The following is a 16,132-nucleotide window of genomic DNA, read 5'->3' as shown; positions in this document are numbered from 1 at the left end:
GCCATGCTGAATGCCATTAAATCTCCTGCTCTATGTGGAGCACAACATATTATTAGGGGTAATCAAACTATTCCTCTCAATGATTCCAATGCTGTCTGGATCGTTGAATCAGGCTGTATTGAGATCTTTTCCATCACCCCTCACGATCGAATTGAAAGTGCGCGTCGCTATCTCTTCAATGTGAACCAAGGAGAAGCGCTGTTTGGCGGCAACCAGACTCTACTTAATTTGCTGACGGGTTCTGCTCAAGTCAGCCGTCAACTTTTGGCGGTGCCAATGGGGGAAGCAACGCTACTCAAGCTCGATCAGGACTGCATTGAAGCGTGCGTTGCCGATGCCAGAATCATTCATTGGATAGAAGCCTGGTTGCAAAATATGGATTCTGTCCTGTCCGAGCTACCAAAACTTGCTCAGGCGAAAGTGGCAGGAAAAACACATTTTTCACTGGTCGAAGGAGAATTGTTTCAGCCTGACCCCGATCCAATTGTTTGGGTGCAAATTCAGCAAGGAGACGTCTATTGGATGGGGTTTCAGGAATTCACCCTCACACCCTCAACGGGCATTGTCCCCCTCACCCGTTCACTCTGGCTTAAATCCAAAGGTTCAGCCCAGATTCTGACTCAACCCACCGCGGCTCTTCAGGACGTCAGCATCTTGCTTCAGGGAATTTCGCAGTTCCACTGCTATTTATTGCAGTATACATATTTACGAGAACAGGAAGAACAACGAGAAGAGGAACAGCGATTAGCCGCGCAACTGCAACTCAATCAGCAGGTGACAGAAGCAGCATTAGAAGCACTAGCGTCCACGTTCAGACCTCAAGAGCCAGAATTTTTGCGGGAAGGAATTCCCTTATTGGTTGCGGCAGGAGCAGTCGGCAAGGCAGCAGGGATTTCGATTCGTCCACTGGGCAAATCGGTAGATTTGAGCCGAGTCAGAGATCCCCTGGAGGCAATTCTGCGGGCTTCTAGAGTTCGGGGGCGACGGGTGTTGCTGCAAGACAATTGGTGGCAGCAGGATTGTGGTCCCCTCCTAGCGTTCATTCAAGCAACGCAACAGCCCGTTGCCCTTCTACCTGACGCTGCCGATCGCTATATACTTTTCGATTCAATTCACGATAGCCGAACGCTCATCACTGCTGATGTGGCTCAAACCGTGGTTCCGTTCGCCTATATGTTCTATCGTCCCTTACCGGATAGAGCACTGAAAGCGATCGATTTGCTTCGATTTGCTCTCAAAAATCGTGCCAAAGACTTACTGATGATTCTGCTGACCGGAATTGCCGTTACCTTGCTGGGAATGCTCACCCCTTATGCCACGAGCATTTTGATTGACAGTGCCATTCCAGATGGCGATCGCGGACTGTTGCTGCAAGTTGGACTGGGATTGTTTGTCGTGGCGATCGGCATTGCCCTCTTTCGGTTAGCTCAAGGACTATTCTTGCTGCGCTTAGAAACTTCCTCTGATGCAGCGACGCAAGCAGCCGTATGGGATCGGTTGCTCACTTTACCCGTCTCCTTTTTTCGGCAATATACGGTCGGTGATCTTCAGTCGCGGGTCATGTCTGTCAGCCAGATTCGGCGACAACTGGGTGGTACAACCTTAATCAACCTGACGAGCGCTTTATTTGCCCTCCTGAACTTAGGGTTGTTGCTCTACTACAGTTTCAAGCTAGCGCTGATTGCGGTGGTCGTAGCAGCGGTGGTGATTTTAGTGACTTTCATTTCGAGTGTTTTGTTGATTCGGAAAGTTCGCCCTCTATTGGAATTGCGAGGTGCCCTGTTTGGACAAACCGTTCAGCTCATTAACGGCATTTCTAAACTACGCGTTGCCAATGCAGAATCACGAGCATTTGCTTTTTGGAGCAAAACCTACCATCGGCAAATTAAGCTCGACTTAGGCACGCAGTATATCGAAGATGGAATTGCCTTATTCAATACCGTGATGCCAACTTTAACGTCGGCTGTACTATTCTGGTTCACAATCCAGTTGATGACCGCACCAGAAGCAGTTGGATTGTCGATCGGTACATTTCTAGCGTTCAACACGGCATTTGGCACCTTTATCAAAGGAGCTACTGACCTCAGCAATACGCTGACAGGCGCGTTACAAATCGTTCCGCAGTGGAAGCGGGCCCAGCCGATTCTGGCAACTGTCCCAGAAGTTGATTTGAGCAAAGCCGATCCGGGTCAATTAAAGGGCAGAATTATCGTCGATCGAATCAGCTTCCGCTACCGTCAGGAGGGTGCTTCTACCTTAAACGATGTCAGCTTATATGCCGAACCGGGAGAGTTTGTTGCCCTCGTGGGAAGCTCTGGTAGCGGCAAATCAACCTTGCTTCGGCTCCTGCTAGGCTTCGAGACGCCTGAAATGGGTGCTGTCTACTATGATGGACAAGATTTAGCAGGACTGGATGTCGATGCGGTTCGCCGTCAAATGGGCGTGGTTTTACAGTCCGGACGCATTCTGTCTGCTTCCATTTTTGAGAACATTGCCAGCGGTGCTCACATTAGCTTAGATGAAGCCTGGGAAGCAGCACAAATGGCTGGGTTGGCGGAGGACATCACGGCAATGCCGATGCAAATGCATACGGTGATCAGCGAGGGAGGCGGCAACCTTTCAGGCGGACAACGACAGCGCCTCTTGATTGCGCGGGCATTAGCGCTCAAGCCGCGAATTTTGCTGTTTGATGAAGCCACCAGTGCCTTAGATAATAAAACTCAGGCGATCGTCAGCGACAGTCTCGATCGATTGCAGGCGACTCGATTGGTGATTGCTCATCGCCTCAGTACCATTCGCAATGCCGATCGTATTTATGTGCTGCAAGCGGGTCGGATTGTTCAGCAAGGAAGTTTTACAGAGCTGGAAAATCAAGCAGGATTATTTGCTCAACTCATGGGACTGTAAATTAGTCGTTTCTCAGAAGGTTGTGTTGCAAAAATCCTCTAAAGACAAACAATAAACTTAATCGGAAATAGGGAGGTGAAGTTGAATGGAAAGAGCAGTTCCTCCGGTTCTATCCTGAAACTCAAAGATAGCTGTGACTTAAGAAGATAGGCTTGAGATAGGTTCTAAACTAACCTTGTAGCCTAACTGCTGAATACGGTTACACATTCGCTTGAGCAAATGGTCTTTGTGATGCTCATCCAAATGAGTTGTCCCTAGATCACGGAAGGGTTGCTGCTTGCTGAGCATATGATAAACAGCAATTAAGAATCCGATGAGCCACCGCAATAATGGCTCGCTTACGACCTCGACGTGCAGCTAAGTGACGATAAACAGCAGACAAATACGATGTTTTGCAACGGGATGTGGCTATTGGCGGCTTGAACCAAAACACTGCGTAACCAATTATTTCCCTGTCCAATTGCCCCCGTGTAGCGCTTAGCCAGCACTTTCATGATTTCCAGGACAAACTCGTGCCCAATGGGCTAAGTGGGCACGAGCAGGAGTAGACATCATGAGAATGAGTCGGCAGAGTTCGGTTTGTCTACCTTACTATTGACTGATCTTTGCGATACAACCCTATATCAAGCTATCACTCCATTTCTAGGAATTATGTTTCTGACCTTTTCTGACTTTTGCAGACCGACAAACTAAAAAGAAGATCATAAGGTACAGAGTATGAATGGACGGCTAATCAAGTTCATACGGCTCAAAAACTTCAGCCAGTTCTTGTTCTAAAAGACATTGCGCCAATTTCGGCGGAAGAAATTCGCTTCAAATAGCGATCGGTTTTCGTAGATTTTGAAGCTACCTGCAATTAACCAATAAGAGACGGCATAACAATTCCGCAATTCCTTGCCTATCCTCCTTCCACACTTACCAGTGGTATTCCTTCAATACTTCTATTCACAGTCTGGAAACGCATTGATTTTGTGTAGAGCGCTTGAACTACAGCAGTTTCTATCAAAGATGCTGCCTTGAGTATGAGCAAGTCCACTAAAGCTACCTTTTGCAATTGGATAAGTGAAGAAGATCGTCATGATGAATCTAAGCTATTTCAGAGGATGTATGGTTGGCTTAGCAGCAGCTGCGCCGTCTGTTGGATTGAGTATTTTGTGTGTTCGGCGCACGCTAGCAGAAGGATGGCTGTGTGGGGTAACTTCTGGTTTGGGGATCGCAACAGTTGACGCATTTTATAGTGCGATCGCCAGCTCTGGAGCAGATTTGGTGGCCCATCTTTTAGAGCATTATCATCACTGGTTACGCGGCTTTGCAGGACTGTTGTTATGCATAGTCGGATGCAGAATTGCTCTGATGCCTGCTATTCAACTTGCCTCTGTACACAATACAAAACTGCTCAATCGCTACGGTTCCATGTTGGCTTTGACGCTAGCCGATCCGGTTCCCATTTTTCTTTCCATTGTCATTTTGGCAGGGATTAAACCGACCACTTATCCGTTTCACGTTGGAATGTTGAGCCTGGGTGTTTTCAGTGGCTCTATGCTCTGGTGGTTAGGGCTTTGCAGCACTTGTGAACTATTACGTTCCAGGCTAAAGAATTATTCTGCTAGGGTAGGACGTTCGCCATTTCACCCCACTGTCCTCAAATGGCTCAATCGTTTTGCAGGAGCAACCTTGTTCGGCTGTGGACTAATGGTGATATCAAGTTTGCGCCCTTGAAGTGAGTTCAAGGGCGCAAACAAAAAATCCCTTTAGCGAGGAATTCGATACGTTCTAAATCTCACTGGGCTCTATTGATCCAAGCTTTCCCCTAGATATCTGTGGAAGATACTGTCAACTTAACCAGAAATTTTAAGAACAAGCAGGTAGTCCCTGGCAAGGTGGAATCACAGGATTATGCGGCAATTTCAACTCAACAATCTCTTGCCAATCTAAGTTATGAGGAAACACTGATGCGCTATATTCATCTCACTCTACTTCGACTCTACCTCCGCCGTATTTTACTCATTTCAGTATTAAGCATCACGCTCTCTTTGCCGTGGCTGCTGGTCAGTCCACCTGCTCACGCCTCATTTCGCCAAGCCTGGTCAGATTTTTGGGAGGGTGACGGTCGCAGAACCCCTCCTGCCCCCTATGGTCGAGGCGGTGGACGTGGTCCCGATGAACCCTGCCCAATCGCTCCATTTGCCCTACCAGAAGTCGCAGTGGTATGGAACGAGCACCCCACTTTTGTTTGGGATGGAGACGTTGAAAAAATTGCAGTGAGACGAGCCAACAGCGAGAACGAAATTTGGAATGCTGCCGCAACGGGCTTAACTCACATAACGTACATAGGTGAAGCTCTACAGCCAAACATCACTTATCAATGGTTAATCTTCACTTCGGATTTTGGTAATGAACCGCAGCGGATTATTTCGTTCCAGGTCATCCCCCCTCAAGAACGGAACCTGATTGCCCGACAGTTGCCATCAATGCAGCAGAATGAGGCGATCGCTATCGAACGTGCCTATCACTTCGCTCAACAGGAACTCTGGTCAGATTTTTGGCGAGAAGTGCTTGCCGTTGAACGACCATCGAGCGAATTGAGTGAACTGATTGATCAAACCGTCACTGCAGTCTGTGAAGAAGACTAGAGGCGATCGCCTGCTTCAGTCCGTTTGTCGTCACACAAATATTCAACGGTTGTTATGAACTTATCCAAACTCAGCGTTACCACCGCGATCGCCCTGCTTACCTTAATTGCCACCAGCCTCACAACTGGGATAGTTCCTGGACGGACAATTCAGGTGTTGGCACAAACCCAAGATAACCGTCAAGCGGAAGCAAATCGTTTAGCTCAACAAGGATTGGGACAGTATCAAACCAGCCAACTTCAAGCAGCGTTGCAATCTTTACAGGAGGCATTGGAGATTTATCGAGAGATTGGCGATCGGGTGGGAGAAGGGGATACCCTCTCTGGTATTGGGGCTGTTTACTTCGATCTGGGACAATACCCCCAAGCGCTAGAGTCTTGGCGGCAAGCCTTGTCTATTACACGAGCAGTGAACGATCGGGTGGGAGAAGGGATTATCCTCTCTGGTATTGGGAATGTTTACCTCCATCAGGGACAATACCCCCAAGCGTTGGAGTCTTTGCAGCAAGCCTTGTCCATTGCACAAGCAGTGGGTGATCGGGTGGGGGAAGGGGCTGCCCTCAATAATATTGGGGGTGTTTACCTCTATCAGGGACAATACCCCCAAGCGTTGGAGTCTTATCAGCAAGCCTTGTCTATTGCACGAGCAGTGGGTAATCGGGCTGTGGAAGGGAATACCCTCACTGGTATTGGGGAAGTTTACCGCAATCTGGGACAATACCCCCAAGCGTTAGAGTCTTATCAGCAAGCCTTGTCCATTACACGAGAAGTGGGCGATCGGGTGGGGGAAGGGGCTGTCCTCAATAATATTGGGACTGTTTACCGCAATCTGGGACAATACCCCCAAGCGCTGGAGTCTTGGCAGCAAGCCTTGTCCATTATGCGAGAAGTGGGCAACCCGGCAGGAGCAGGGGCTGTCCTCAATAATATTGGGACTGTTTACCGCAATCTGGGACAATACCCCCAAGCGTTAGAGTCTTATCAGCAAGCCTTGTCTATTACACGAGAAGTGGGCAACCCGGCAGGAGCAGGGATTATCCTCAGCAATATTGGAACTGTTTACTTCTATCTGGGACAATACCCCCAAGCGCTGGAGTCTTTGCAGCAATCCTTGTCCATTGCAAGAGAATTGGGCAACCCGGCTGTGGAAGGGAATACCCTCAATAATATTGGGTTAGTTTACACCAATCAGGGACAATACCCCCAAGCGCTGGAGTTTTACCAGCAAGCCTTGTCCATTGCACAAGCAGTGGGCAACCGGGCAGGAGCAGGGGCTACCCTAGGCAATATTGGTAGCGTTTATTTCAATCAGGGACAATACCCCCAAGCGCTGGAGTTTTACCAGCAAGCCTTATCCATTGCACGAGAAGTGGGCGATCGGGCGGGGGAAGGGACTATCCTCAGCAGTACTGGGGCAAGTCTCTTTGAGTTGGGTCAACCCCAATCGGCTGAAGCAGAACTCTTAGAGGCGATCACGGTACTAGACGAGCTACGGCAACAAGACCTTAGCGATGCAGATAAAATCTCGCTGTTTGATACGCAGGTTGATGCCTACGATGTTCTACAACAAGTGCAGATTGCTCAAAACAAAATTGAACCTGCTCTAGAAACCTCAGAACGCGGTCGCGCTCGTCCCTTCGTTTCTCTGCTCTCTCAACGGTTTCAACAAACGGAAGCAACCGCAAATCTGCCTGCTCCTTCCGTTGGCGATATCCAACAAACCGCAAGAGCGCAAAATGCTACGTTGGTACAGTATTCTGTGATCAACACATCAGTGGGTACTCCAGCTATTTACATCTGGGTGATTCCTCCTGCGGGAGAAATTGCCTTTCGTTCCGTCGAGCTGAATGAGGCAAATCAACGAACCTTGTCTGGAGCGATCGCCACTGCTTTTGATAGCAATGCCGTCTTTCGTAGCGATAGTACGACCATCTCAAACTTAGTCTCAGATGTGCGTCCTACCAGTCGTTCCGCTACTCGCGATATCGAGTTTGAATATAATCCCAGTCTGGCAACTGATAGCCTCAGACAACTGCACCAACTGCTGATAGAACCGATCGCAGACTTACTTCCTACGAATGAAAGCGATCGCATCGTGTTCATACCCCAAGGCGGCTTATTTCTCGTTCCCTTTGCAGCGCTGCAAGACGCAAATGGAGATTACTTGATTGAGAATCATACAATCTCGATTGCCCCTTCGATTCAAATTCTCGATCTAACTCGTCAACAAGCGAGTCCTGACCAGTCGTTGGACAATGCCTTGGTCGTAGGCAATCCTGAGATGCCCACTGTTTGGGATACTCAAAGCAGCACTGACATCCAACTCAATCCACTTCCAGGAGCCGAACAAGAAGCACAAGCGATCGCCCAATTCCTCAACACCGAAGCGATTACAGGTGCAGCCGCCACAGAAACAGCCATTACTCAACAAATGCCCAATGCTCAAATTATTCATCTGGCGACACACGGGCTATTAGAGTATGGCATTCCCTCTGAATCCGGAGTGCTGGATGTTCCGGGGGCGATCGCCCTCACTCCTTCTGCCAATGACGATGGTTTGTTGACCTCCGCTGAAATTCTAGAAATGGACTTGCAGGCAGAATTAGTCGTATTGAGTGCTTGTGACACCGGGCAAGGACAAATTACCGGAGATGGTGTCGTTGGTTTATCGCGTGCGCTCATTAGTGCCGGAGTTCCTAGCGTTATTGTATCTCTCTGGGCTGTGCCTGATGCTCCTACAGCGGAGTTGATGACTGAGTTTTATCATCGGTTAGAAACCAACCCTGACAAAGCGCAGGCATTACGACAGGCAATGTTAATCACCATGCAGCAACATCCAGACCCAAAGGATTGGGCAGCTTTCACATTGATTGGGGAGATAGAGTAATTAAGTCATCATAGCGCTATTCATGACTGCATACCTTGCTTCACACCAGAACTATAGGTTAACAGCTTTAAATAAGGCGATCAGACCTTTTAAGAAGCGAACAGAAGTTTGTGATAGCGCAACTACGAGTAGGAGAAAATTAAGAAATGAGGATTCTAGAGCAATCTGAAAATGTTCTAACACTTCAAAATTCAGCTATAAATTATTGGTTTGGCAATATTTCTCTTTTGTTTACTGGTCCTCTACTCATCATCGTATTAATTGCTTCTCCTAGTGGGTGGTGGGGTTCTCTCTGTTTCGTTTTACTAGCAGTTGGGTTTCTTTTAGCACTGACAAATTTGTGGGCAAGTGATGTAGTTAGAATTTGCAGTTTTAACAAAACTCTCCGAAAAGTAACTATCAAATATTACGGATTTCAAGCCAAAATCGAGGAGTTTCCATCTCAAAATGTTCGGGCAGTCGAGGTGAGAAAAAGTCCATTCTATGCTTATGGAGCCACATTAGAATCAGCCCGACTCTGGCTGATCATAGGAAACTTTGGAGCTATTCCTTTATCAGATGGGTATGATTGCGTAGCTTTATCAGAGGTAATCGCTTATCAAATTCGAGAGTTCTTGGGTCTAAGAACTCGCTCAATGTAGATTGTTATCAAATCTCGTTTTAACTCCATCAAGTTAGGTTTATGAATACAAAAGCAGTCTTTAAACAATTCGCTATTCTATTTGCAGCAAGTACTTCCTTAACTGCTGTTTCACCTCATTTGACCTCAAGCGATCGCTCTACTGCTTCAGCCCGGTTTTTAACTCATCCAGACACAGAACTTGCTCAATCTATGCCTATCTCTGATTTGGCAAGTTTCAACTTGTCGCCTGATATTCAATCTTTCATTCCCGCTCATTTAGATAACCAGCCTGATTCTCCAACTGGAGGAAGAGGAGTATTGGGAACGGACGATCGCATTGAAGTGCTAAGCCAAGCCTATCCCTGGTCTACAATCGGTCGTATAGAAGGGATTGATGTGAATGGAGAAAGCTACATCTGCACAGGAACCCTAGTCAGTGGTGATGTTGTGTTAACGAATGCTCACTGTGTTGTTGATATCACCACACAGCAACTCAGTCAGGCAATCCGATTCATGCCCAACCTGATTAACAATCAGATTCCTGATGCTGCCGATGTTGCCTATGTCGAGGGTGTTTACGTCGGGACGGATTTTAGCGATCGCCCTAGCCACCCCCATCCTGACGATTGGGCATTTCTCAAGCTTGATAAGCCGTTTGGTGAAAAGTATGGTTGGTTAGGATGGTCAAGTTTACCCATTTCCACACTCTCTAGCCCAGAGTATCAAGAGCAACTCATTTTTGTCGGTTACTCAGGTGACTATCCCAATGAGAATCCAGGAGCAACAGCGGGTGCTCAGTTCGGCTGTAGTATTCTCGATGAAATGGAAGAAGTCTTGCTACATAACTGTGACACATTTGGCGGTTCATCGGGCGGCCCAATTCTTGGACTGGTGGACGGCGAACTAAAAATTGTTGCAATCAATACGGCAGAAGCTGTAGATACTGAATCGGGAGAAATTATTATCAATTTGGCTGTTCCCATAGATCGGATTGTTGCTCAACTCAACTGAGAGAAGTAAATCCTGTCGCCTTCTGGTGCCGCACTGTATGAGAGGACAATTTATGCTCATTCTCCTTCGCGCAATTAGTCTGCCTAAAGCGATCGCCACTCGTCAACTGCTGCCCCTCATACTTTCTGCGTACTCGCTTTCCCTCCCTTTTGCCTTTTTTCCAATCTTGGTTGTTCCTCCTCAAGTCCTTGCCCAGACAACCGAGGATCGTAGGGCTGAAGCTGATGCTCTGTTACAACGAGGACATGAGCAATATCAAACCAGCCAATTCCAAGCGGCGTTGCAGTCGCTACAGCGAGCGTTAGGGATTTATCAGGACATTGGCGATCGCACAGGCGAAAAGTCTGCTCTCACTGGGCTTGGGTCAACTCACTTGAACTTAGGAAACTACTCAAACGCCTTAGATTACTATCAGCAATCGCTGTCTATTGCTCAAGAAGAGAGCGACCAGGCAGGAGAAGGACGCACTCTCGCCTATATAGCACTAGCTTATAGTAACCTCGGACAACCTACCCAAGCCTTAGATTACTACCAACAGTCATTGTCTATTGCTCAAGAACTAGGTGATCGGTCTATACAGGGAAATATTCTTATCACCCTTGTGGGTATCTACCATCACCTGGGCGACTATTCACAGTCTTTGAACTATGCTCAAGAAGCGTTGTTCCTGGCTCAACAGACAAGCGATCGAGCGCAAGAAGTTCGGATTCTTGGCAGTATTGGAGAAATTCACCGTAGTCGTGGGCAATACCGTCAAGCCCTAAATCATCATCAACAGGCATTAGCAATTGCTCAGGAAGAAGGCGATGAGGATGGCGAAGGACTTATTTTCAACAACATTGGAGCTGTTTATTCCAATCTAGGTCAATACAGTCAAGCATTACATTATCTTGAGCAAGCGTTAGCGAATCGCCGAGAAATTGGGGATCGTTTAGGAGAAGGGCTTACACTTAACAATATTGGAGAAGTCCATGTCATTTTAGGGCAGTCAGCTCAAGCACTCACTTATTTCCAACAAGCACTAACACTTTTGCAAGAAGTAGGCAGCTCATCTCAAACTGGGCTTGTTCTCAGTAACATTGGAAAAGGGTATACCCATTTAGGGCAATATCCTCAAGCGTTAAGCTCCTTGCGGCAAGCTTTAACCCTCGCTCAACAAACAAGCAATCGGGCAGTTGAAATACTTGCCCTGGGTGGTCTTGGTTTCGTTTATAACCATATAGGTCAGCATTCCCAAGCATTAGACTACTATCAGCAAGCACTAACTATTACTCAACAGATCGGCGATCGCGCAGGAGAGGGAGGACTCCTTAACAATATTGGAGGAATTTATTATTACCAGGGACAATATTCACAAGCGTTGAACTACTACGAGCAATCATTATCCATTCGACGAGACATAGGCGATCGCGCAGGGGAGGGAGGATCGCTCAACAATATTGCGAATGTTCATCTTGCGCTAAGGCAATATCCTGAAGCCAGAGATGATCTCCAGCAAGCATTGTTTATTGCGCAAGAGTTGGGCAATCGGTTTGCTGAGGCAACTGCTATCCACAATTTGGGAACAGCTTACGCCGACCAGGAGCAGCATATTCAAGCCTTGAACTATTACCAACAGGCGTTGTCTATTCGTCAGGAACTCGGCGATCGCTCAGGAGAAGGTATAACCCTTAGTAACATTGGAGCGTCACTTTTTCTATCTAATCGGCTTGAACCTGCTGAAATAGCTCTTTCAGATGCTCTTTCAGTTTTAGACGCATTGTTGCAGCAAGATCTCACAGACACGGATAAAATCTCACTATTTGATACGCAGGTTCTTTTTTATGGGGTTCTGCAACAGATCCAGATTGCTCAGAACAAAATTGAAGCAGCGCTAGAAACCTCAGAGCGTGGTCGTGCCCGTCCGTTTGTCTCTCTGCTCTCCCAACAATTGCAGGATGATGTTACGACTAACCTTCCTGCACCCTCCATTAGCGATATTCAACAAATTGCCAGAGAGCAAAACGCCACGCTAATACAATATTCTGTAATTAATGCAGAAATTGCTGCTCCAGCCATTTACATATGGGTAGTTCGTCCCACTGGAGAAATCAGCTTTCGTTCAACGGAGTTAAATGAAGAGAACCAGCAGATCTTAACTGGTGCAATTGATACAGCTTTTGGTGGCAGTCCTGTTTTTCGGAGTGATAGCACTACCATCTCAAACTTAGTCTCGAATGTGCGCCCTGCGGATCGCTCTGCTAGTCGCGATATTGAGTTTGAGCATAATCCTGACTTGGCATCTGACAGCCTACTACAACTACACCAACTGTTGATAGAACCGATCGCAGACCTACTACCTATGAATCAAAGCGATCGCATTGTTTTCATTCCTCAAGGCGGTTTATTTCTCGTTCCTTTTGCTGCGTTGCAAGATGCTAGTGGAGACTATCTGATTGAGAATCACACAATTTCGATCGCCCCTTCCATTCAAGTTCTCGGTCTAACTCAACAACAGCAGAATCACGAGCGATCGCCAGAGAATGCCTTAATCGTGGGGAACCCCGTCATGCCTCAAATTTGGGATACTCAAACCAGTACCGAAGTTCCACTTGCTTCCTTACCTGGAGCCGAACGGGAAGCCGAAGCGATCGCCCAATTCCTCAACACGGAAGCGATTATAGGTGAAGCAGCAACCGAAACGGCAGTCACGCAGCAAATGCCTGATGCCCAGATTATTCATCTCGCAACTCATGGATTACTGGAGTATGGTATTCCGTCCGATTCTGGAGTGCTGGACGTGCCAGGGGCGATCGCCCTCACTCCTGATGGCAGTGACGATGGATTACTCACTTCTGCTGAGATTCTAGAGATGGACTTGCAGGCAGAACTCGTTGTATTAAGTGCCTGTGATACAGGGAGAGGACGGATTACCGGAGATGGAGTTGTGGGATTATCGCGTGCGCTCATCAGTGCAGGAGTTCCCAGTGTGGTGGTATCGCTGTGGGCAGTACCGGATGCGCCAACGGCTGATTTGATGACCGAGTTTTACCGCCAGTTACAAGCGAATCCTGACAAAGCGCAGGCACTACGACAAGCCATGTTAATCACGATGCAGCAACACCCTGACCCAAAAGACTGGGCAGCCTTTACCCTGATTGGCGAAGCACAATAAAGGTCGGTTCATAATTTAGGATGCAACCTAGCAAAACTCATGGCTATCCTCAACCGTCGTCGTTTTCTGCAACTTACCGGATCGGCATTCGCAGCAGTCGGGATGAATGCTTTAAATGTTGTGCGGCAAGGTAGACGTTATGCTCAAGTGTTGGCACAACCTACCTCCCGAAAATTAGCGCTGCTGGTGGGAATTAATGCTTATTCTCAGGATGCGGCAGGGTGGAGTCCTCTGAATGGCTGTGTCACCGACATTCAGATGCAGGAAGAATTGCTGGTGCATCGTTTTGGGTTTAACCACCGCGATATTGTCACGTTGATCGATCAACAAGCCACTCGAACAGGCATTCTCACTGCCTTCAATGATCATTTAATTCAACAGGCAAAACCTGGTGATGTGGTAGTGTTCCATTTCTCTGGACATGGCTCTCGTATCGTTGATCCAAATCCTTGTGAAAACCCGCTGAATAGCAGCCTTGTACCGATTGATAGCCCACTACCAGAGAACTATCGAACTGAGGGCGGTGAAGTACAAGACATCATGGGGCGATCGCTCTTTTTACTCATGAGTGCGCTGCAAACCGAACATGTGACTGTAGTGCTGGATAGCTGCTATTCGGGTGGCGGCAAACGTGGCACTATGACGATTCGATCGCGCGATGGAGCCGATACCAACCCCCAAATCTATCCCAATCAAACGGAGCTAAGTTATCAAGAACAATGGCGATCGGCTCTTGGATTATCTCCAGAAGCTTTCGCCACACAGCGCTGTGCTGGAATTGCAAAAGGCGTAGTGATTGCCTCTGCAAAAGAAGAAGAAGTGGCGGCTGATGTCAATTTTGGTGAATTTCATGCAGGTGCATTCACCTATTTAATGACTCAATCCCTTTGGCAAGAAGCCCATAATGACTCTGTTGAGCGTGCGTTTAACACGATTGCTCAAGCTGCTAGCACCGTTGCCGAGAAATATACTGGACGATTGCAACGCCCCGAATTTGAAATCGAAGTGCCTTCTCAAATAGAGCAACCACCAATTTACTTCATTTCTAAATCAACTCCGGCTGCTGAAGCGGTTGTCACTGATGTTAACCATCAGCAAGTTAGATTTTGGTTAGGGGGAGTGCATCCGGAGCAGTTAGCATCCTACGATCGCACCGTTTTTCGCGCTATTGATGCCCAGGGTCAACTGTTGGGACAAGTACAAACCCTTGAGCGCAGTGGCTTGGTAGCCCAAGGAGAATGGATTGAGGGAAACCTGCCTTCCTCAAATCAGCCTATATTTTTACAGGAAGACCAGCGCAGCATTCCAGAAAACCTATCTTTGCAACTGGGGTTAGACTCCTCGCTGGACGGCGATCGCAGCGCTGTAGAGCAGCAATTAGTCGATATACCGCGTGTGCAGGTCAAGCCAGTTTTAGCTGGGGAAATAGACTACATTATAGGGCGAATGACTCCTGAGTATTGGGCATTCTTGGTTCTACCAGAAGCCGAACGTCCAGCCGTTGGCAGTATCGGAATCTTTTTGCCTGGACAACAGATCCTGCATGATTCCTTTGGACAGCCCGAAGAACTAATCCAGGCTGCCATTGACCGCCTGCGTCCTAAATTTAGCGTTTTGCTGGCGGTACGCCTGCTACGGCTGTTGCTAAATCCGGGGTCATCTCAGTTAGATGTAACAGCATCGCTGATACCAGCAGGTAGTTCGGCTGGAGCAACGGCGGCACCAATCGAAATTCGAGGACAGCGGGGTATATCAGCAGCAAACACGATGCCATCACAACCTGTTTTGGTGTCTGAAGATCCTAATCGTTTGCCCGTTGAAACTTACGTTCAAATTGTTGTTAAAAACAATACTAGTCAGGACTTGTTTACAAGTATTCTTCTGGTAGAACCGGATGGCAGAATCGTGAGTTTGTTCCCTACCGATTACGATGCTCTAGAGACAGCAGCAACCGTGAGAAGTGGTGAAACTTTACAGGTACCTGATCCAAATCGGGGCGATCGCTTCAACTTGAGACTGACACCACCTACTGGAAAACATGAGATTTTGGTGATAGCCAGCTTACTCCCGATTCGCGAGGCATTACAGGCGATCGGACAACTCGCAGCCAATCGAGGCATTCAGCGTGGAACCCCACTACAAAGCGATGATGCCTTTTTACAACTGAGCGAAACTTTAATTAATGACCTCACTCAGAGCAGTTCAAACCGCTCAGTCCAACTTGTTCAAGATAATGGACGTTATATCAGCAGCCAGGAACTCGCAGCATTCTCCATTCCCTTTGAGGTGTACAGTCCAGATGCCTGAATTCTGTTGTTACACGAATCGTTGCTAACCTCCAGTTTCAATTCGCTTCTCCGATTAGAGTATCCCTCTTCTGTCACTCTGAGAGGAGGATAAATTCTCGTGCTGTTGATGTACGGTTTAGCTGAATTCATCCGGTCTAATATCAACGAATTTGTGTCGTTTCAGCTATTCTCCAGCGAGAGTGACGGAAGAGGGATATGGCCCTACGTAGATACGTTAGGACGCTAAGCGAAACCAAGATTAGCTTTTTCCCGTGGCGCAAACCATTGCTCAATAAACTGCTCTATCTGATTTGGATAAGCAAACTCCAACGTGCGGTATGTATCGAACTGATCCAGCGAATTTCGATTCCCATCCCACAAATTTAGGCGGCAGGTCAAGAGAATCCTTGCCATCTGCTTTGATTCCCTGGTGCGGCTATTTGCGTCAGTGTTTTGGTCCGTGTACAGGACTCAGTTTCATCGATGCGACCAGTATCAAGGTCTGTCATAACCGTCGAATTGCTTCTCACAAAGTGTTCAAACCGTTAGCAGCACGAGGCAAAACCTCGGTCGATTGGTTTTTTGGCTTCAAGCTGCATCTAGTTATCAATGAGCAAGGAGAATTACTCAA

Annotated in this window: 8 protein-coding genes and 1 pseudogene; all 9 read left to right on the top strand. The window is 47.6% G+C overall.

Annotated features, from left to right (window positions below; all coding sequences use genetic code 11):
* The first annotated feature begins 3 nt into the window (after window positions 1-3).
* The gene (locus H6F93_RS18670; RefSeq protein WP_190683763.1) at window positions 4-2,907 is read left to right on the top strand and encodes an NHLP bacteriocin export ABC transporter permease/ATPase subunit; all 2,904 of its coding nucleotides are present in this window, start codon (window positions 4-6) and stop codon (window positions 2,905-2,907) included.
* A gap of 1,077 nt (window positions 2,908-3,984) precedes the next feature.
* Window positions 3,985-4,626, top strand: a complete 642-nt coding sequence (locus H6F93_RS18665; RefSeq protein WP_190683761.1) for a LysE family translocator — start codon at window positions 3,985-3,987, stop codon at window positions 4,624-4,626.
* Window positions 4,627-4,787: 161 nt separating this feature from the next.
* On the top strand, window positions 4,788-5,540 hold the full coding sequence (locus H6F93_RS18660) for a hypothetical protein (protein ID WP_190683757.1): 753 nt from the start codon (window positions 4,788-4,790) through the stop codon (window positions 5,538-5,540).
* Between the two features lie 54 nt (window positions 5,541-5,594).
* Window positions 5,595-8,426 carry a CHAT domain-containing tetratricopeptide repeat protein gene (locus tag H6F93_RS18655; RefSeq protein ID WP_190683753.1) on the top strand — a complete coding sequence of 944 codons (2,832 nt, stop codon included), beginning with the start codon at window positions 5,595-5,597 and terminating at the stop codon, window positions 8,424-8,426.
* Between the two features lie 146 nt (window positions 8,427-8,572).
* A complete protein-coding gene (locus H6F93_RS18650; RefSeq protein WP_190683750.1) occupies window positions 8,573-9,067 on the top strand; it encodes a hypothetical protein in 495 nt (164 codons plus the stop codon).
* Window positions 9,068-9,108: 41 nt separating this feature from the next.
* Entirely contained in the window at window positions 9,109-10,059 is a 951-nt protein-coding gene (locus tag H6F93_RS18645) for a trypsin-like serine peptidase (protein ID WP_190683746.1), read from the top strand.
* Window positions 10,060-10,111: 52 nt separating this feature from the next.
* The gene (locus tag H6F93_RS18640; RefSeq protein ID WP_190683743.1) at window positions 10,112-13,213 is read left to right on the top strand and encodes a CHAT domain-containing tetratricopeptide repeat protein; all 3,102 of its coding nucleotides are present in this window, start codon (window positions 10,112-10,114) and stop codon (window positions 13,211-13,213) included.
* Between the two features lie 39 nt (window positions 13,214-13,252).
* Window positions 13,253-15,520, top strand: a complete 2,268-nt coding sequence (locus tag H6F93_RS18635; RefSeq protein WP_190683739.1) for a caspase family protein — start codon at window positions 13,253-13,255, stop codon at window positions 15,518-15,520.
* A gap of 391 nt (window positions 15,521-15,911) precedes the next feature.
* Window positions 15,912-16,132, top strand: a pseudogene (locus H6F93_RS18625) (transposase); the annotation flags it as partial.

Source organism: Leptolyngbya sp. FACHB-671 (assembly GCF_014695745.1).
In the GTDB taxonomy this organism is placed as follows: domain Bacteria; phylum Cyanobacteriota; class Cyanobacteriia; order Elainellales; family Elainellaceae; genus JAAUTN01.
The sequence above is the reverse complement of the archived record's forward strand: the minus strand, read 5'-3'. Positions and strand labels throughout refer to the sequence as shown.

Coding starts and splice junctions, on each gene's coding strand:
- H6F93_RS18670 (WP_190683763.1), top strand. CDS start 4: ATGCTGAATGCCATTAAATCTCCTGCTCTATGTGGAGCACAACATATT.
- H6F93_RS18665 (WP_190683761.1), top strand. CDS start 3,985: ATGATGAATCTAAGCTATTTCAGAGGATGTATGGTTGGCTTAGCAGCA.
- H6F93_RS18655 (WP_190683753.1), top strand. CDS start 5,595: ATGAACTTATCCAAACTCAGCGTTACCACCGCGATCGCCCTGCTTACC.
- H6F93_RS18650 (WP_190683750.1), top strand. CDS start 8,573: ATGAGGATTCTAGAGCAATCTGAAAATGTTCTAACACTTCAAAATTCA.
- H6F93_RS18645 (WP_190683746.1), top strand. CDS start 9,109: ATGAATACAAAAGCAGTCTTTAAACAATTCGCTATTCTATTTGCAGCA.
- H6F93_RS18640 (WP_190683743.1), top strand. CDS start 10,112: ATGCTCATTCTCCTTCGCGCAATTAGTCTGCCTAAAGCGATCGCCACT.
- H6F93_RS18635 (WP_190683739.1), top strand. CDS start 13,253: ATGGCTATCCTCAACCGTCGTCGTTTTCTGCAACTTACCGGATCGGCA.